The organism is Epibacterium sp. ABV4_022 (genome assembly GCF_056159345.1).
The window spans coordinates 3399248-3416402 of record NZ_JBSWVA010000001.1; the positions used below are offsets into that span (position 1 = coordinate 3399248).

Annotated in this window: 17 protein-coding genes, 1 tRNA gene and 1 pseudogene; 11 read left to right on the forward strand and 8 right to left on the reverse strand. The window is 63.0% G+C overall.

Going from position 1 to position 17155, the window contains the following annotated elements:
- Window positions 1-120: 120 nt before the first annotated feature.
- Genes ACXAF5_RS16025 through ACXAF5_RS16035 form a run of 3 tightly spaced genes read right to left on the reverse strand, consistent with a single transcriptional unit; the run spans window position 121 to window position 2300 of the window.
- Window positions 121-855, reverse strand: coding sequence for an amino acid ABC transporter ATP-binding protein (locus ACXAF5_RS16025; RefSeq protein WP_474947363.1), 735 nt, complete (start codon window positions 853-855; stop codon window positions 121-123).
- On the reverse strand, window positions 852-1526 hold the full coding sequence (locus tag ACXAF5_RS16030) for an amino acid ABC transporter permease (protein ID WP_474947364.1): 675 nt from the start codon (window positions 1524-1526) through the stop codon (window positions 852-854). The genes ACXAF5_RS16025 and ACXAF5_RS16030 overlap by 4 nt, the downstream gene beginning before the upstream one ends.
- A gap of 3 nt (window positions 1527-1529) precedes the next feature.
- Window positions 1530-2300 carry an amino acid ABC transporter substrate-binding protein gene (locus tag ACXAF5_RS16035; protein WP_474947365.1) on the reverse strand — a complete coding sequence of 257 codons (771 nt, stop codon included), beginning with the start codon at window positions 2298-2300 and terminating at the stop codon, window positions 1530-1532.
- A 344-nt stretch (window positions 2301-2644) separates the two neighbouring features.
- On the opposite strand from ACXAF5_RS16035, the gene queC reads away from it, so the two are divergent.
- The 6 genes from queC (at window position 2645) to ACXAF5_RS16065 (ending at window position 7075) form a co-directional block, all read left to right on the forward strand.
- Window positions 2645-3346, forward strand: coding sequence for a 7-cyano-7-deazaguanine synthase QueC (queC, locus tag ACXAF5_RS16040; protein WP_474947366.1), 702 nt, complete (start codon window positions 2645-2647; stop codon window positions 3344-3346).
- Window positions 3346-3711, forward strand: coding sequence for a 6-carboxytetrahydropterin synthase QueD (gene queD / locus ACXAF5_RS16045; protein WP_474947367.1), 366 nt, complete (start codon window positions 3346-3348; stop codon window positions 3709-3711). The genes queC and queD overlap by 1 nt, the downstream gene beginning before the upstream one ends.
- On the forward strand, window positions 3708-4415 hold the full coding sequence (gene queE, locus ACXAF5_RS16050; protein WP_474947368.1) for a 7-carboxy-7-deazaguanine synthase QueE: 708 nt from the start codon (window positions 3708-3710) through the stop codon (window positions 4413-4415). The genes queD and queE overlap by 4 nt, the downstream gene beginning before the upstream one ends.
- Window positions 4416-4432: 17 nt before the next feature.
- Window positions 4433-4897 carry a preQ(1) synthase gene (gene queF, locus ACXAF5_RS16055; RefSeq protein WP_474947369.1) on the forward strand — a complete coding sequence of 155 codons (465 nt, stop codon included), beginning with the start codon at window positions 4433-4435 and terminating at the stop codon, window positions 4895-4897.
- 80 nt (window positions 4898-4977) lie between these two features.
- Window positions 4978-5379, forward strand: a complete 402-nt coding sequence (locus ACXAF5_RS16060; RefSeq protein ID WP_474947370.1) for a thiol-disulfide oxidoreductase DCC family protein — start codon at window positions 4978-4980, stop codon at window positions 5377-5379.
- Window positions 5372-7075 (forward strand): DUF4166 domain-containing protein, encoded by a 1704-nt coding sequence (locus ACXAF5_RS16065; protein WP_474947371.1) that lies wholly within the window; start codon window positions 5372-5374, stop codon window positions 7073-7075. Before ACXAF5_RS16060 ends, ACXAF5_RS16065 begins: the two co-directional genes overlap by 8 nt.
- Here ACXAF5_RS16065 and ACXAF5_RS16070 read toward each other — a convergent pair.
- The gene (locus ACXAF5_RS16070) at window positions 7029-7955 is read right to left on the reverse strand and encodes an MYG1 family protein (protein WP_474947372.1); all 927 of its coding nucleotides are present in this window, start codon (window positions 7953-7955) and stop codon (window positions 7029-7031) included. The genes ACXAF5_RS16065 and ACXAF5_RS16070 overlap by 47 nt on opposite strands.
- Before the next feature lie 312 nt (window positions 7956-8267).
- Here ACXAF5_RS16070 and ACXAF5_RS16075 point away from each other — a divergent pair, with 312 nt between their 5' ends.
- From ACXAF5_RS16075 to ACXAF5_RS16090, 4 genes are read left to right on the forward strand one after another with little or no spacing between them, the layout of a single operon-like run.
- A complete protein-coding gene (locus ACXAF5_RS16075) occupies window positions 8268-9755 on the forward strand; it encodes an FAD-binding oxidoreductase (protein WP_474947373.1) in 1488 nt (495 codons plus the stop codon).
- Window positions 9752-10159, forward strand: a complete 408-nt coding sequence (locus ACXAF5_RS16080) for a DUF4383 domain-containing protein (protein WP_239323177.1) — start codon at window positions 9752-9754, stop codon at window positions 10157-10159. The genes ACXAF5_RS16075 and ACXAF5_RS16080 overlap by 4 nt, the downstream gene beginning before the upstream one ends.
- Window positions 10156-11211, forward strand: coding sequence for a hypothetical protein (locus ACXAF5_RS16085; protein ID WP_474947374.1), 1056 nt, complete (start codon window positions 10156-10158; stop codon window positions 11209-11211). The genes ACXAF5_RS16080 and ACXAF5_RS16085 overlap by 4 nt, the downstream gene beginning before the upstream one ends.
- Window positions 11201-11500 (forward strand): hypothetical protein, encoded by a 300-nt coding sequence (locus tag ACXAF5_RS16090; RefSeq protein WP_474947375.1) that lies wholly within the window; start codon window positions 11201-11203, stop codon window positions 11498-11500. Before ACXAF5_RS16085 ends, ACXAF5_RS16090 begins: the two co-directional genes overlap by 11 nt.
- Before the next feature lie 59 nt (window positions 11501-11559).
- Here ACXAF5_RS16090 and uvrB read toward each other — a convergent pair whose 3' ends face one another.
- Window positions 11560-13752, reverse strand: coding sequence for an excinuclease ABC subunit UvrB (uvrB, locus tag ACXAF5_RS16095; protein WP_474947376.1), 2193 nt, complete (start codon window positions 13750-13752; stop codon window positions 11560-11562).
- A gap of 199 nt (window positions 13753-13951) precedes the next feature.
- Here uvrB and ACXAF5_RS16100 point away from each other — a divergent pair, with 199 nt between their 5' ends.
- On the forward strand, window positions 13952-14263 hold the full coding sequence (locus ACXAF5_RS16100; protein WP_239323181.1) for an ETC complex I subunit: 312 nt from the start codon (window positions 13952-13954) through the stop codon (window positions 14261-14263).
- Between the two features lie 304 nt (window positions 14264-14567).
- On the opposite strand, the pseudogene ACXAF5_RS16105 reads toward ACXAF5_RS16100, so the two are convergent.
- The 3 genes and pseudogenes from ACXAF5_RS16105 to ACXAF5_RS16115 form a co-directional block, all read right to left on the reverse strand.
- Window positions 14568-14842, reverse strand: a pseudogene (locus tag ACXAF5_RS16105) (transposase); the annotation flags it as partial.
- Window positions 14843-14989: 147 nt separating this feature from the next.
- Window positions 14990-15064, reverse strand: a tRNA-Gln gene (locus ACXAF5_RS16110).
- Between the two features lie 228 nt (window positions 15065-15292).
- Window positions 15293-16957: a transcriptional regulator gene (locus tag ACXAF5_RS16115; RefSeq protein ID WP_239323182.1), complete on the reverse strand. Its 1665-nt coding sequence runs from the start codon at window positions 16955-16957 to the stop codon at window positions 15293-15295.
- Window positions 16958-17155 lie beyond the last annotated feature (198 nt).

A 17155-nucleotide genomic window follows, 5' to 3' on the forward strand; every position in this document is an offset into this window, starting at 1 on the left:
GCACGCTCCAATCGGAAAAGCCCCGCCAGTCTGGCGGGGCTTTTTTGTTGGGATCTGCCAGGGAAGCATCAGGGCCATGCCAACGATGTCCAGGTCGGGTCCCCGACCGTCATCGGCGCGTCAGCCGCCAACCCGCGCCAGAAACCGCTTCAGGCGCTCATCCTGGGGCGCATCAAAGATCTGCGCCGGGGGGCCCTGCTCCACGATCTTGCCGCCATGCATGAACAGGATGCGGTCGGCGATTTCGCGGGCAAACTGCATCTCGTGGGTCACGATGAGCATGGTCTGCTTTTGCTCTGCCACCCGGCGCATCAGGTCAAGCACCTCGCCCACCCATTCCGGGTCCAGCGCAGAGGTCGGCTCGTCAAACAGCATCAGTTCGGCGTTCAGCGCCATGGCACGTCCGATGCCGACCCGTTGCTGCTGGCCGCCGGACAAGGCCGCCGGATAGCTGTCGGCCTTGTCCGCCAACCCCGTCTCCGCGAGGATCGCCCGGGCGCGCTCTGCCGCCTCGGACCTGGGCAGGCGCTGCACGGTGACCAGCGCCTCCATGATGTTCTCGGCGGCGGTCTTGTTGGCAAACAGCGCATAGTTCTGGAACACAAAACCGGTCCGCCGCCGAAGCGCCAGAATATCGGCCTTGCGCGCCCGCGCCGCATCGACGCTCAGGTCTGCGATGGCAATCTGCCCCGCGTCCGGCTGGTCGAGGAAGTTGAGACAGCGCAGCAGCGTCGACTTGCCGGTGCCGGAGGGGCCGATGATCACCACCCGCTCTCCCGCGGCAATATCGAGGTCGATCTGGTCGAGCACCGGCGTGCCCCCGAATGTCTTGGTCAGTCCCTTGATCGAAATCATCGCACAAACGCCTTGTTCAAACGGGTTTCCAGCCATTTCTGGCCCTGGCTCAGCGTCTCCACCATGATCCAGTAGATCACCGCCACAACGAGGAAGGCCTCGAAATAGAGGAAACTGCCGGCGGCCTCTTTCTGCGCCGCACCCATCATTTCGGTCACGCCGAGGGTGAAGGCCAGCGAGGTCCCCTTCAGCATGTCGATGAAGTAATTCACCAAGGTGGGCGCCGCCACGCGGGCGGCCTGCGGCAGGATGATCCGCATCATCAGCTGCCATTGCGTCATGCCGATGGACTGCGCCGCCTCCCACTGGCTGCGATCCACGCCGATGATGGCGGCCCGAATCGACTCTGCCATATAGGCCGAGAAATGCAGCGTCAGCCCGAGGATCGCCGCCGTCACCCCGTCGATGCGGGTGAGGACCGACAGTACCTGCGGCAAGCCGTAGTAGAACAGGAACAGCTGCACCAGAAGCGGCGTGCCGCGGAAGAAGCTGATGAACAGCACCACCAGCCAGTCCAGCACCGGCACCCGCACCACACGCTCGACCGCGAGCAGCGCCGCCAGCACCAGCGCACAGACCATGCCCGCCGCCGCCATACCCAGCGTCAGCGGCACATAGCCAAGGATTACCGGCACCAGCCCCAGCATGTACTCGAAGTCGAGCGCCTGCATCGGTTACTCCGCCGCGTTGGAGGTGATGTCGGTGCCGAACCACTTGACCGAGATCTCGGTCAGGGTGCCGTTGTCGCGCAGGGTGGTCAGGGCCGCATCGACCTGGTCGCGCAATGCCCGCCCTTCGGCGTCATCGCGGAACGGCAGCGCATTGCGGATCTCGGAAAACGGCTGTCCAGCCAGTTGCAGCGGCAACGGGCTTTCCTTGATCAATTGCGCCGAGGACACCCGGTCCATCACAAAGGCATCGACGCGGCCCAGCGCGGTATCCTGTTCGATATTGCTTTCGTAGGTCTTGATGTTGACCTCATCGGCGTAGGGCAGATCGTTCAGCAACTGCTCGAAGTTGGAGCCGAGGTTCACCGCCACGGTCTTGCCGCGCAGATCCTCGACACCAGTGACATCCTGGTTGCCGTCGCGGGTCACGACCTGCGCCCCGTCAAAGACATAGGCCTGGGTGAAGGCGAATTTCGCCTCGCGCTCCGGCGTGATGGTGATCTGGTTGGCAATGGTGTCGATCCGCCCCGCATCCAGAGCTCCGATCAGCCCGGAAAAGGACATGGTCTCAAATTCGATCTCGAGACCCGCCTCTTCGCCCACGGCGTTCATCACATCGACCTCGAACCCTTGCAGCACGTCCTGACGGACAAAGGTGAAGGGGAAATAGCCGCCGGACATGCCCACGGTGAGCGTGGTGTCCTCGGCCTGTGCAACAAGCGGCGAAACAGCAACTAGCCCGGCAAGCGCGGCCGCGCGGAATGTAAGGGTTTTCATGGCAAGAGACTCCTTGGTGTCTGTGTTTGCTGCACAGGTGTCCATTTTTTGGGCGCTCCGCAAGAGCGGCTGGCATTCAGGAACCCGCATCCCGACCAGAGGACAAACGATAGGCCACTGGGCCATGACAAGCGCCGTGCCGGAACTCTTTTCCACATATTGACGGCAGAACGGGACAACTGTTCCGACAGCATCGGCCGTGCTGCCCGGTTTTCGACACGGGGCAAGGCGGCTATGCGCTGGACGCAACCCCGCCGCCGCCCATTGCATCCAAGGCCAAGGCCGCCTATACGCCGCCCACACCGGTCGCAGCCTACCCGGTCAACAAAACAAGGACTGAAAACTTGAAAACACTTGTCATCTGCTCGGGCGGATTGGACTCCGTGTCCCTCGCCCATATGGCTGCCGCAACCCGGCAGCTCACCCGTCTGGTCTCCTTCGACTATGGCCAACGCCACCGCAAGGAACTGGACTACGCCCGCGCCGCCGCGACGCGGCTTGGCGTGCCGTTTCACCTCATCGACATGCGCCCCATCGGCGCGGCGCTGACCGGCTCCGCCCTCACCGAGGACATCGACGTGCCCGACGGCCACTATGCCGAAGAGACGATGAAGATCACGGTGGTGCCCAATCGCAATGCCATCATGCTCTCGATCGCCTTTGGCATCGCGGCGGCAAACGGGGATGAGGCCGTCGCCACCGCCGTGCATGGCGGCGACCACTTCATCTATCCCGACTGCCGCCCCGCGTTCACGCAGGCCTTTGATGCGATGCAGCAGGCGGCGCTGGACGGCTATGCCGACACCCGGCTCTGGACGCCGTTTGTACATCGCTCCAAGGCCGATATCGTCACCGAGGGCGCCCTCCACCGCACGCCATTTGCCGAGACCTGGTCCTGCTACAAGGGCGGCACACATCATTGCGGGCGCTGCGGCACCTGCGTGGAACGGCGCGAGGCCTTTGATCTTGCCGGCGTCACCGATCCCACCACATATGAGGACCCTGATTTCTGGCGCGCGGCGATCGCCGCAAAGGAGGCCGGCTGATGTTTCGGATCACCAAGGAGTTTCACTTCTCGGCCTCGCATCAGCTCTCTCACCTTCCCGACGATCACCAATGTGCCAGGCTGCATGGGCACAATTACATCGTCGTGGTGGAACTGGCCGCCGAAGAGCTGAACCGCGACGGTTTTGTGCGGGATTATCACGAGTTGAAGCCGCTCAAGGATTATATCGACGGGACGTTCGACCACCGGCACCTGAACGATGTGCTGGAGGGGCCGTCCACCGCCGAGAACATGGCGCGCCATTTCTTCAGCTGGTGCCAGGCGCGCTGGCCCGAGGTGGCGGCGGTCCGGGTTTCGGAAACGCCAAAGACCTGGGCAGAATACCGCCCCCGGGTGCTGCCATGACCCTGCGCATCGCCGAGATTTTTGGCCCCACCGTGCAGGGCGAAGGCATCCTGATCGGAGAACCCACCGTGTTTGTGCGCGCCGGCGGCTGCGACTATCGCTGCGCCTGGTGTGACAGCCTGCATGCGGTGGACAGCGCCTATCGCGACACCTGGACGCCGATGACGCCAGAGGCGATCATGGCTGAGGTCCGTCGCCTGTCAGGCGGCCAGCCCCTCACCGTGTCGATCTCCGGCGGCAACCCGGCCATTCAGGATTTTGCCCCGGTGATCGCCATCGGCCAGGAGGAAGGCTATCGCTTTGCACTGGAGACGCAGGGCTCCATCGCGCAGGACTGGTTTGCCGGGCTCGATACGCTGGTGCTCAGCCCTAAACCGCCTTCCAGCGGCCACAGGACCGACTGGCTGAAGTTCGACCGCTGCCTGGCGGCGGCGGAGCGAGCGGGGCAAACGGTGATGAAGATCGTGATCTTTGACAAAACCGACCTCGCCTTTGCCCGCGCCGCCCACGCCCGGCATCCGCAGCTGCCGCTGTTCCTGCAACCCGGCAACCCCGAGGTGGACCCGCAATGCCCCGTTGACCTCGATCAGACCACCGCCCGCTTGCGCTGGCTGATCGACGAAACCGTGGGCAAGGGTTGGCTCACCCCCCGTATCCTGCCGCAACTGCATGTCCTGATCTGGGGCAATCAGCGCGGCGTCTGACCTTTGGAATTCTGACCATGACCGACAGTATCTACAGCAACCTGAAACAGCTGGGCGGCGCGACCACCCTGCCCGATTCTCCCGAAACTGCCGAGTTGGAGCGGGTGGCGAACCCGCAAGCCGACGTGGCCTATAACGTGCGCTTCACCGCGCCCGAGTTCACCTCGCTCTGCCCGATGACCGGCCAGCCGGATTTTGCCCATCTGGTGATCGACTATGTGCCGGGTGACTGGCTGGTGGAAAGCAAATCGTTGAAACTCTACCTCGGAGCGTTCCGCAACCACGGCGCCTTTCACGAGGATTGCACCGTCTCGATCGCCCGCCGCCTCGCGGATTTCCTGGCGCCGAAGTGGCTGCGCATCGGGGGCTACTGGTATCCGCGTGGCGGCATCCCGATCGATGTCTTCTACCAGACCGGCCCGTGTCCCGAAGATGTCTGGATCCCGGATCAGGGCGTGCCGCCCTACCGCGGGCGGGGTTGAAAGGCGGGCACACTTCGCCGCATTCCCAACCGGCGCCAGTGCTGCTAGATCTTGGACAGCATCTATCTGGGAGAGGGCCAATGCCACCCCCGACACAGGATCTGATCGTCTTTGATGCGGCCTGCATCATGTGTTCGGCCTTTGCGCGGTTCATGGCCCGCCATGACACCGCAGCGCGGTTTCGTTTTGTCACCGCGCAATCCGGAACCGGGCAATCGCTCTATCTGGCGCATGGGCTCGATCCGCATGACTGGTCCACGAATATCGTGATCGTCGACGGTCGCGCCTTCACCAAACTTGCCGCCTTTTGCGCGGCGATGCGGGCCATCGGCTGGCCGTGGCGGGCCCTGGCTGTCCTGAAGCTGATCCCGACGCCCATCGGCAACTGGCTCTATGACCGGATCGCGGCAAATCGCTACGTGATCGGGCGGCGCGACTGTCCGCTGCCCTCGGACGACCTCAGAGGGCGCATTCTTGAATAACCGGGTCCTGGTGCTGGGCGGATACGGGGTCTTTGGCGGCCGGCTCAGCGCCGCCCTGGCCCGCCAAGGCGGCATCGAGGTTCTGGTTGCCGGGCGCTCGCTGCACCATGCGGAGGCGCATTGCGCGGCACATGGCGGAACGCCGATCTCGCTGGACCGCGGCAGCCGATCCCTTGCGACCGATGTTGCCGCGCTCCGACCCCGGATCGTGATCGACGCAGCGGGTCCCTTCCAGGCCTACGGCGACGCGCCCTATGCGCTTGCACATGCAGCGCTGGCCTGTGGGGCCCACTACATCGACCTCTCGGACGACGCCCGCTTTTCCGCGGGTATCTCTGAGCTGGACGCCGACGCACGCCGCAAAGGGTGTGTTGTCCTGTCCGGTGCCTCCAGCGTGCCCGGCCTGTCCTCCGCCGCAGTCAAAGACCTCGCTGCAGGCCTGACGCAGATCGACCGGATCGAAAGCACCATCCTGCCCGGCAACCGGGCGCCGCGTGGCCTTTCGGTGATCCGTGCCATTCTGGCACAGGTTGGCCAGCCCATCCCGATCACGCGCGGCGGCCTGCCTGCGCGGGTCATCGGCTGGAGCGGGACCCGTCGCGAAACGCTGTCACTGCCGGGGTGCGCATCTTTGCACCGCTGGGCGGCCCATATGGGGGCGCCGGACCTGCAGCTGTTCCCGAGTTATTTCAATGCCCGCACAGTGCTGTTTCGCGCCGGGCTGGAGCTGCCGCTGCTGCATCACGGGCTGCGTATCTTGGGCCTGCCTGTCAGGATGGGCTGGATCAGATCCCTTGCCCCCCTCGCCCCAATGCTGCGGCGGTGCGCTCAAGCCTTTGAAACCTTCGGGAGTGATCGCGGCGGCATGAGTGTCGAGCTGCACGGGCGCACCACCTCTGGCCAATACGAAACGCGCCGGTGGACCTTGATCGCCGGTGCAGGCGACGGACCGGAGGTGCCCACGCTTGTGGCCCAGGCGCTCTGTCGCAGATTGCTCTGCCGTGATCGCCCCGCTGCCGATCCGCCCGCCGGTGCCCGTGCTTGCCTGTGCGAGGTCAGCCTCGCGGACATTCTGGCAGAGGCGCGGGGACTTGATATTCAGACCGCCACGCAGACAACGCCGATCCAGCCCGTCTTTCGCACCGCGCTGGGGTCTGGATTTGCGGCGCTGCCCGCTCCGGTACAGGCATTGCATGATACCGTCGACGCCAGTCGCTGGCAGGGAACAGCCACGGTGACAACCGGCGCACACCCGTTGGCGCGGATCATCCGGCGCGTCATCGGCTTTCCCGCCGCCGGTCAGGATGTGCCGGTGCAGGTGGATGTGCTCCGGGAAGGGACGCGCGAGATCTGGGTGCGGCGGTTCGGCCACAAGCGTTTCCGCTCAATCCTCGCGCCCTTTGGCACACCCGGCGATGGCACGGTCACCGAACGGTTCGGGCCGCTATGCTTTGTCATCGCCCTGCGGCAGACGGCCGGTCGGCTGGCCTATCCGGTGACACGTGGCTGGTGTCTGGGCCTGCCCCTGCCGCGCCGCCTGCTGCCACGCAGTGACGCGGTGGAATATGCTGATCCCGCGGGGGCGTTCTGCTTTGACGTGGCGGTTCGACTGCCGCTGATCGGGCGGATCGTGCGCTATCGCGGACGGCTCACGCCGACGACAGGGCCTCTGCCACCGCCAGATCCGCCATCCTGAGGATCGCGTCGCGGCTCTCGGCCACGGCGATGAACCGCCCGTTGTGACAGAATTTCGCACCACTCACGCCGCTGGCGGCTTCCAGTGCCGCATCGGTGAGCCCCGCCCAGGCCGCGGGCAAATCGGCGCGATTGTCAAAGGTATCATCACCGGTCCGAATGGTGGTCAGCGTCCAGTCCGCCCCTCGCGGATGTACCACGAACAACAGATGCGCTGCCCCTGCCGCCTCGATCGCGGCGCGAAACGGCATGCCCTGCGGCAGCTCCAGCACCCGGGACTCGCCTGCCTGCGTGATCGCCTCCAACACCTGCGCCTCTGCGCGCCGTTTCGCCGCCTTGCGCCGAATGCTCGCCTCGACGAAGGCCCGCGCCACGCCCAGCGCGGCGGCAAACGCTGTGTCATCCGCCTGCGGATCGGGATCGTCGAAGGAGGGTTTCAGGGTTTCCAGCAAAGACGGCAGCGTCAGATCCGCCAACGGGCCGGCCACCGACGGGTCCAGGGCGCCGTTGTCCATCAGATCCACCGGCAGGACAAAACCTGCATCAAATGATGCGTGTATGGCGCTGATGTCCGCATCCGGCACCTGCAGCGCGCGCAGGTAGTCGGCACCAAAATGCTTCCAGATCAATCCGAACGAACTGTAGGGTTGACCATCGTCGCGCAGCGGGGCGTCCTTCTGGTGATGGTCAAAGATACCGGCCTGCGGGTCGTAGGCCCGGCCGACATCATAAATCAGACGTCCCGGTGCCGGAGAGATCCACTCCGCGTCCCGGCTGCGGTAGATTTGGGCGTCCGGATAGAGCCGGGTCAGAACCACGGAGGACAGCAACTCATCAGCATGAAAGCCGCCGGAATGGGTAACTAGTTGTGTGATTGTCATGGGGCTCTCACTTGGGCTGGCCTCTGGCCTGCGGTCTACGTAACCAAGGAGTCGATCAGCCTCTGACCGCTCCGAAAGGGCAGCGCGAAACCGGAACTGGCAGGCAGCAACCGATCCGCATGATGGTCTTCATAAATCCATGGCCCCAAAACCGAAAGCAGAAATACGCAGGCCCTGCATGCCCCGACAAAAGGGGGAAGTTCCGGAAAATCTTGACCTGACATTCCGCCCGGGAACGGGTCATAGTTGGCCCCGCTGTGTCGTCAAAGGGCGATGCTGCACGTGATTTGACTCATTTGATTTGGAGACCAGATGCAGAAGCTCGCCAGACGCGCTTTCCTGATCGGTGCGGGCGGCGCGGCAGGATGGGCCGCAGCCAGCCGCTTTGGCGCAAGGCAACCTGTCCTCGACGGCACCCAGCGCCTTGCCCCGCTTGCAGGATCCACCCATCTCAACGATGCCAGCGGCCTGTCCGCAACGCCGGTGCACAAACATCTGCACCTGCGCGAAGATCCGGGCCCGGCGTTGGTAGAGGCGGTCCGCGCGGAGTTGCGCAGCGCGCGGACCGACGGGCGCCCGTTCAACATCGGCGCGGCGCGCCACTCGATGGGGGGACAGGCGATCCCCCGCGACGGTGTCGCAGTGACGTTTGACAACGGGTTTGTCGAACTCGACCGCGCGGCTGGCAGCTATCGGGTCCATGCGGGCGCGCGTTGGTCGCAGGTGATTGCCGCCCTCGACCCGCAGGGGTTCTCGCCCAAGGTCATGCAATCCAACAATGATTTTGGCGTTGCCGCCACCTATAGCGTCAATGCGCATGGCTGGCCGGTGCCGCATGGCCCGATGGGATCGACCGTGCGCTCCGTGCAGATGGTGTTGCCGGATGGAGAGCTGGTCACCTGCTCGCGCACGCAGAACAGCGATCTGTTCAATCAGGCGATGGGGGGCTACGGGCTGATTGGCGCCATCACCGAGCTGGAGGTGGACATGCTGCCGAACCGGCGCCTGGTGCCGCGCTACACCGCCTTGCCTGCCGAGACCTTCGCCACGGCGTTCCGCGATGCGATCGCGGACCCCGATGTCTCCATGGCCTATGGGCGGCTCAACGTCGGACGCGCCACGTTTTTTCAGGAGGCACTGCTGGTCGCCTATCGCGACAGCGAAGATCAGGACGATCTTCCGGCCGCAGCCGGATCCGGCTGGATGGCGCATGTGGCCAGCCGGATCTATCGCGCGCAGCTGGGTCGGGAACCGATGAAGCGGTTCCGCTGGTGGAACGAAACCACCCTTGGCCCCACGATTGGCGGCGGCGCAGTGACCCGCAACAGCCTGATCAATGAACCGGTGGCCACATTGGATGACCGCACGCCCGAACGCACGGACATCCTGCACGAGTATTTCATCGGCTTTGATCGTTTCCCGGAGTTCCTGGCGGCCTGCCGCGAGGTCATTCCGGCCTCCTATCAGGAGTTTCTGAACGTCACCCTGCGCTATGTGGCGCAGGACGACGAAAGCCTGCTGTCCTATGCAACCGAACCGCGGATTGCGGCGGTGATGTCGTTCAGTCAGGAACTGACGCAGCGGGCCGAGGCGGACATGGCCCGGATGACGCGGGCGCTGATCGACAGGATCACCGCGCTTGGCGGCAGCTACTACCTGCCCTATCGCCCGCATGCACGGCCCGAGCAATTGGCAGCGGCCTATCCGCGCGCCTCCGAATTCTCCGCCGCCAAGCGGCAACTCGACCCGGGGCTTGTCTTGCGCAACAACCTCTGGGACAGCTATCTGAGGACGCTATGAGCCTTCTGCAAAAAATCTGCCTCGCCTATTTTGTCGCGCTGATGATCGCGGCTTCGCTGAATTATGTCCCCGGCCTCACGGATGCCGAGGGGCTGGCCTTTGGCATCTTCGCGCTCGACATCTATGACGACGCGCTGCACGTGGCCTCGGCGCTCTGGGCCTTGATCGCGGCCCTGATGTCGCGCACTGCGGCACGGCTGTTCCTGCTGCTGTTTGGTGCGGCCTACCTTGGCGATGGCATCTTTGGCCTGTTCACCGGCTATGGCTTTCTCGATCTGGGTATCTTTACCAATGACTCGCTTGGCCCGGAGCTGTCGGTGTTGCGCATCGCGGCCAACCTGCCCCACCTGGCGCTGGGTGGGTTTGCGCTGGGGTCCGGCCTGCTGATCGGAGAGCGCAGATGACGCGCCTGTGGCGTTTCCTGCGCTGGTTGCTGCTGGCGGGCGGCGTGCTGGTCGTTCTGCTGATCGCCCCTGTCGCCTATGTGGAGACCACCTGCCGGGGCACCCAGCGCCCGGACCCTTATGAGGCGCTGCTGCCCGCCAGCCAGCACCGACCGGAATCCCGGACGTTGATGACCTATCCCGAATGGCACATCGTCCACGCCTATGACGATTACGGGCGCGTTCTGAAACAGGGCGACCCGCATGATTTTGCGTATCTTCGGTCCATTGCGGGGTTCTGGACCTCGCTGTGCGCATTGACAGAAACCGCCGCCGCCCATGGCGGTGTCGATGCCGGGACCAAGCAGATGGTCTATGTCATCGGCACCAGCTTCACGCTCGAATTAGCGTTGAAGGCCGCATATGAGGAAACTCTGGGCCGGGCCACCACATGGCTGCGGGGCAACCAGCGCGCCGCAACTGACAGGCTGTCGGCCGAACAGGCCGCGGCCTACGCGGCGTTCCTGCAACAAACCCCCTGGTACAAGTGGAACTTCACCGCAGACGCCGCCGCCCTGCGCGATGCAACAGGCGCCGATACGCTGCGCGATCAGGAGCGGCAACTGGCGCTCGGCCTCGAATACGGGGCCAAAGCCGCCTATGCGCGGGTGATCGCGGCCGCTGTCGCGCAGTCCGGAGGGGATGCGTTGCACCTGCATATGGTGGTGCGCGGTATACCCGCCGCACAACTCGCCGCCCTGCCCGGCGTTACGGTCGAGGACGAACGCCCCGAAGGGATCGTGATCCGAACACCCCGATATCGTGCGCTGACCGAGCTCCTGATCGAGATGGCCGAGGCCAGTGCAAGCTTTGTCGAGATTGCCGGCAATGACGACATCATGCTGACCGCACTCTCGCCCGAGGCAACCTACCCCGATGCGCTGCATAGTTTTGCCAGACAAGGGGCGGACGACTATCGCCACCTGATCATGGTCAAGGTGCCAGAGTTGGCGGCGCGCCTTCGCACGCTGGCTGCACAGGGGCTCCGGGTGGAGCATGTGCATGACTATTAAGCATCTTCTGCTCGCCCTGCCCTGCCTGTTGCTGACATGGCTGGGCATCCTTGTGGCGGTCAGTCTGATGAGTGATGCCGCACCGGCCTATGTGGTGATCTTCCCGGGGCCGGCTTTCACCGCGCGGCTCGACCCTGACATGTCCATCATGACGGGCAACCGCCTGAGCATGACGATCACGGTGGAGGCACCCGACGCCGCAGCCCGTCTCTATGATGCCGGGGGTATCCTGGTCTTGCCAGCTGGCCTGCCGGGCTGTTTGCCGCTGCCCGATCCGGCCCGGAACTAAGCCGCGACAACCGCGCGCTCTGGTGCATTGCCAAGGCGCGCGGCCGCTGATCAGGCAACTCAGCGACCGCGCCGCTTCACGTTGCCGCCACGCTGCCCCGGACGTCCCGCAGTGGAGCGACCGCGGGTCTTGGTCGCCTGTTCCGCCGCGGCATCAACCGCAGACTGGCGGGCCAGCGGATCGTCGGCGATGGCAAGATCCACCGCTTCCAGCCGCTTGACCTCGTCACGCAGGCGCGCGGCCTCTTCGAATTCGAAGTTCTCCGCCGCCTTGCGCATCTGCTCGCGCAGCCCGGCCAGGTGCGCCTCGAAATTCGCGCCATGCAGCGGCTTGTCCACCGTCGCCGTGACCCGAGACATATCCGTGTCACCCTCATAGAGACCGGCGAGCACGTCATCGACATTCTTGCGCACGGTCTCGGGCGTGATGCCGTGTTCCGTATTGTAGGCGATCTGCTTTTCTCGACGGCGGTTGGTTTCTCCGATCGCCCGCTCCATGGATCCGGTGACCCGGTCAGCATACATGATGACCTTGCCGTCGGCATTACGCGCCGCGCGTCCGATGGTCTGGATCAACGAAGTTTCCGAGCGCAGGAACCCTTCCTTGTCGGCATCGAGAATGGCCACCAGCCCGCATTCCGGGATATCGAGCCCCTCACGCAAGAGGTTGATCCCGACCAGCACGTCAAACGCCCCCAGCCGCAGATCGCGCAGGATCTCGATCCGTTCCAGCGTGTCGATGTCACTGTGCATGTAGCGCACCTTGATGCCCTGTTCGTGCAGGTATTCGGTCAGGTCCTCCGCCATGCGTTTGGTCAGCACCGTGGCGAGCGTGCGATAGCCGTTTGCCGAGACCTTGCGGATCTCGTCCAGCAGGTCGTCCACCTGCATGTCCACCGGGCGGATCTCCACCTCCGGGTCCAGCAGCCCGGTGGGTCGGATCACCTGCTCCGAGAACACACCGCCGGATTGCTCCAGCTCCCAGGCGGCAGGCGTTGCCGAAACAAAAACCGACTGCGGGCGCATGGCGTCCCATTCCTCGAATTTCAGCGGCCGGTTGTCCATGCAGGACGGCAGGCGGAAGCCATGCTCGGCCAGCGTGAACTTGCGCCGATGGTCGCCCTTGTACATGCCACCGATCTGCGGCACCGACACATGGCTCTCATCGGCAAAGACAATGGCGTTGTCGGGGATGAACTCGAACAGCGTTGGCGGCGGCTCCCCCGGAGCGCGCCCGGTCAGGTACCGCGAATAGTTCTCGATCCCGTTGCAATGGCCCGTCGCCTCCAGCATCTCGATATCAAAATTGGTGCGCTGCTCCAGCCTCTGCGCCTCCAGAAGCTTGCCCTCGCTCACCAGATTATCAAGCCGCTGGCGCAGCTCATTCTTGATCGAGATCACCGCCTGATTGAGCGTCGGCTTGGGCGTTACATAGTGGGAGTTCGCGTAAACACGGATTTTCTCGAAACTGCCGGTGCGTTCGCCGGTCAGCGGATCGAATTCGGTGATCGCCTCCAGTTCCTCGCCGAAAAACGACAGCTTCCACGCCCGATCCTCAAGGTGTGCCGGAAAGATCTCCAGCGTGTCGCCCCGCACTCGAAAGGAGCCGCGCTGAAACGCCTGATCGTTGCGTTTGTATTGCTGGGCCACCAGATCGGCCATGATCTGGCGCTGGTCGTAATCCTTCCCGACCACCAGATCCTGCGTCATCGCCGAATAGGTCTCGACCGAGCCGATCCCGTAGATGCAGGACACCGATGCAATGATAATGACGTCATCGCGCTCCAGCAGCGCCCGCGTCGCCGAGTGGCGCATCCGGTCGATCTGTTCGTTGATCTGGCTTTCTTTCTCGATGTACGTATCCGAGCGCGGCACATAGGCCTCGGGCTGGTAGTAGTCGTAGAACGAGACGAAATACTCGACCGCGTTCTCCGGAAAGAAGCCCTTGAACTCGCCATAGAGCTGCGCTGCCAGCGTTTTATTGGGTGCAAGAATGATCGCCGGGCGCTGCGTTTCCTCGATCACCTTGGCCATGGTAAAGGTCTTGCCGGTCCCGGTCGCCCCCAGCAGCACCTGATCGCGCTCGCCGCCCAGGACGCCCTGGCTCAGTTCGGCGATCGCTGTTGGCTGATCGCCTGCCGGCGCAAAAGCCGTCTGCATGACGAATTTCTTGCCCCCTTCCAGCTTCTCGCGTCGCTCCGGCGCGCGGTCAGCCATCATTGGCAGGGTCTTGTCGGAATGGGCGTAGGGCATCAGCGACTCCTTGTCGGGCACGCAGACAGAGTTTGGTCCGTTTTTGTTCCACTTCAAGGGGCAAGTCAAACATCCCCTGCCCGCCGGATCGCGGGGTGGCGCCGGCACAACGCCATTCCGATCCGTGACATTTGCAATCTTGCCGCGCCGCTGCATCCATCGCATATAGAGCCAAAGGAATCTTCTTGAGGAGACAGCCATGCGCGCGCGGATTTACCGGCCAGCTCGAAACGCCATGACCTCTGGTATGGCCAAGACGCGGAAATGGGTGCTGGAATACGCCCCGGCCAGCGCGCGCGAAGTCGACCCGCTGATGGGCTGGACCTCCTCCTCCGATACCCAAAGCCAGGTGCGCCTGAAGTTCGACAGCAAGGAAGAAGCCCTGGAATATGCCGAGGATCACGGCATCGACGTTGAGGTGCAAGAGCCCAAGACCCGCAAGCCCAACCTGCGCGCTGGCGGCTACGGCGAGAACTTCGCCACCAACCGCCGCGGCCCCTGGACACACTAGGTTTGTATCAAAGCCACCGAACTGACGGGCTGATCGTTCCGGCGAGACGTCAGAGAATGCAGATGCAGGCGCAAACGAAAGCATAAACCTGCGCGGGGCTGTCAAGAGCGATACCTATCGCCGGTGCCTCGGTGCTGATCTCTGACAAACGGTGATAGAGGCGCCTGAGCAGATGCTCCGGCGCCTTTCGCGTATGGAGGGGGTGCACGGTTCATAGCTTGAAGCTGCGGAACCAGCCGAGGGCCGTCGCGCCGTCGCTGTACGCACCGACCCGGCATTTGGTTGCGAAGCATTCAATGAGAGGGATCATCACAGTCTTCTGTTCGCCGTGGGCCGTAGCCAGCCCGAACATCATCCGCGCAAAGATACTTTTCTCCCTCCAACGCTTTGAGCGGCTGTAAAGTGTCGTGTGTGGATCATAGGCGCAGGAGCGTCGCGCCAACGCAAGCCATTGCGAATGATGAAGATAATCCCACTCAATACTCGCCTGTCATCGACCCGAGGCTTGCCATGAGGTTTCGGAAAGACAGGTTTCGATCACGCCACCTGCGCGTCGATCAGCCAGAAGAAATCAGACATGTCACCGCTCCATTATCGAGGCCGTGAATCACGCGCTGTGGCGGAAATCAATGCATCCTGACCCTAGCCAGTAAACTGAAGCACTAAACGGGGGCATTCCGGTCACCGGTTTTTGGCGCCAGTCTTGCTACGATGATCAGGAGTTGGTGGCTGGGATGGTAGGATTCGAACCTACGGTACACTGTACCAAAAACAGTTGCCTTACCACTTGGCTACATCCCAACACTGTCTGTGAGGGGCCTTCTAATATCTGTTGAGAGGGGCTGCAAGGGGTTTTTCGCAAAAAAAACACGCGGCACAGGAAACCCACGGCTTATTCATTGGAATCAGACCCCTAGCAGCACCAAACCTGCGATCACATTCCGGAAACCAGACACATTGCGCGATACAAAACAGGAGCCCGAAGGCTCCCGTTCCAGCAGAGATATCGCTCAGGTGGCGAAGGTGGGATCACTCCGGGACACCCGCCTCGCGCAGTGCACTGACCCAATCCTGTCCGGACGGCGTGAACGCAGCGGCATGTTCCTGCATGTAGCGTGACAGGCAGAAATCCGGCGTCACCTTCATCAGGCATTCCACCACATCCCGCGCCTCCTGGCCGCGTCCCGACATTTGCAACGCGATCGCCTTGGTGCGCAACGTGGCCGGATAGCTGTCGTTCTCCTGAAGAGACTGATCGGCAAGCTCGATCGCACGATCATAGTCCCGCGCAGCAAGATTGACCGATGCCGCGAGCGAGTCGAAATAGTAGCGCTGCGGGCCAAGCGGCGTCAGCTTGCGCGCGGCCTCGGTCAGGCGCAGCCCCTCATCGGGGTGGTTCTGCATGGCCCGAGTGGCCCCTTTCAGAAGCAACGCCAGTGCTTCGTTCGGATTATCCTGCAACGCCTTGTCATAGGAATACTGCGCAGTGTCGAAATCAAAGGTCAGATAGCTGGCGATCATGCCCTTCAGCGTATGCGCCAGCGAGAACGCCGGGTCCTGCGCCAAGGCGGCATTGGCGAGGTTCTCCGCCATCAGAGTGCTCTTGTGACGATCCTCCGACAGGCCCTTTTGCACCCGCATCACATGCCAGATCCCGGCCCAGGTCAGCACCACCGGATGGTGCATTTCGCGCTCCATCAACGTATCCAGGATCTCGTTGGATTTCTCGAACTGGTCCAGATGCTTGCTCTGCATCATCACGATCGCCGCCATCAGCAATGTGTGATTGGCCAGGTTCGACAAGGGGCGGAAACTGACCAGCCGCACCGCTTCGCCAACGACAGTCTGGCCGATCTGACTGGTGGCCTCGCGCAGCGCCGTGCTCTGCCCCATCAACAGGCCTGACAGGCTGCCGCGGAATTCCCGTGACCAGATCACCTTTTCCCGGTGCGAGTCGTGCAGATCGATCTGCGCAATGTAGTCATGGCCGTTGAGGAACACCGAACCGGAGACCAGGTAACTAACCCCCGCCACCGACGACACTTCGGCCGGGCGCACCTCCTCAAGACTGAACTGGCGGGACGCCATGTAGGAGGTCACGGAGAAGGCCTGACTTCGCGACAGGTGTCGTGACAATTCCTCGGACAGGATCGCCCCCAACGGCGCATTCGAGCCGCCCGGAGAGCGCTGCATAAATGGCAGCACCGCAATCGAAGGCAACAATTCATCCAGAATGACGCGACTGCGGTCACGCGGTCCCCAGGGCGGGTCCTGCGGCGCAGCACTGCGCCCCTGCGATTGATCCCGCATTTCGGTCAGCCATTCCGCAAATGCATGCTCATGGGGCAATTCAAAACCTTCCATAAACACACCACGGCTGGGATCATTTTCCACCTCGACCATATCGAGATTGAGCGTGACGCGCTCTCGATTTGCAGTCAGAGCGGCGGACGCCGAGGGACCGATATGTTTTCGTAAAGTGGACAGCGCAGTGCGCAGGCTCGCCTTGGCCTGTTCGGGCTGCGCAAAGCTCCACAGGGTGTGTTCCAGGAATGCGCGTGTTCGGATCCCGTCTTCGGCGGTGATCAGAAGCGCCATGAGCGCCTGATGCTTCGCACCGAGTTGAATGGGTTCCCCATCTGGCCTGAATACACCAAACGCGCCGTACTGACGGACTTTCAAAACTACAACCATTGGACACTCTCGCCATACAAGTTACTAGAGCCACTATGGCAAAACACTCACAAATTGCACATTAGCAACCTCACATGAATCATTAAAGCACCAAAACCCGAGATCACCAACAGAAAAATAATTGAAAACAAAACACAGCACTTTCAGCGGGTTAACAGTCTGTAAACAGATGATGCGAACAATTAACACGCTCAAATG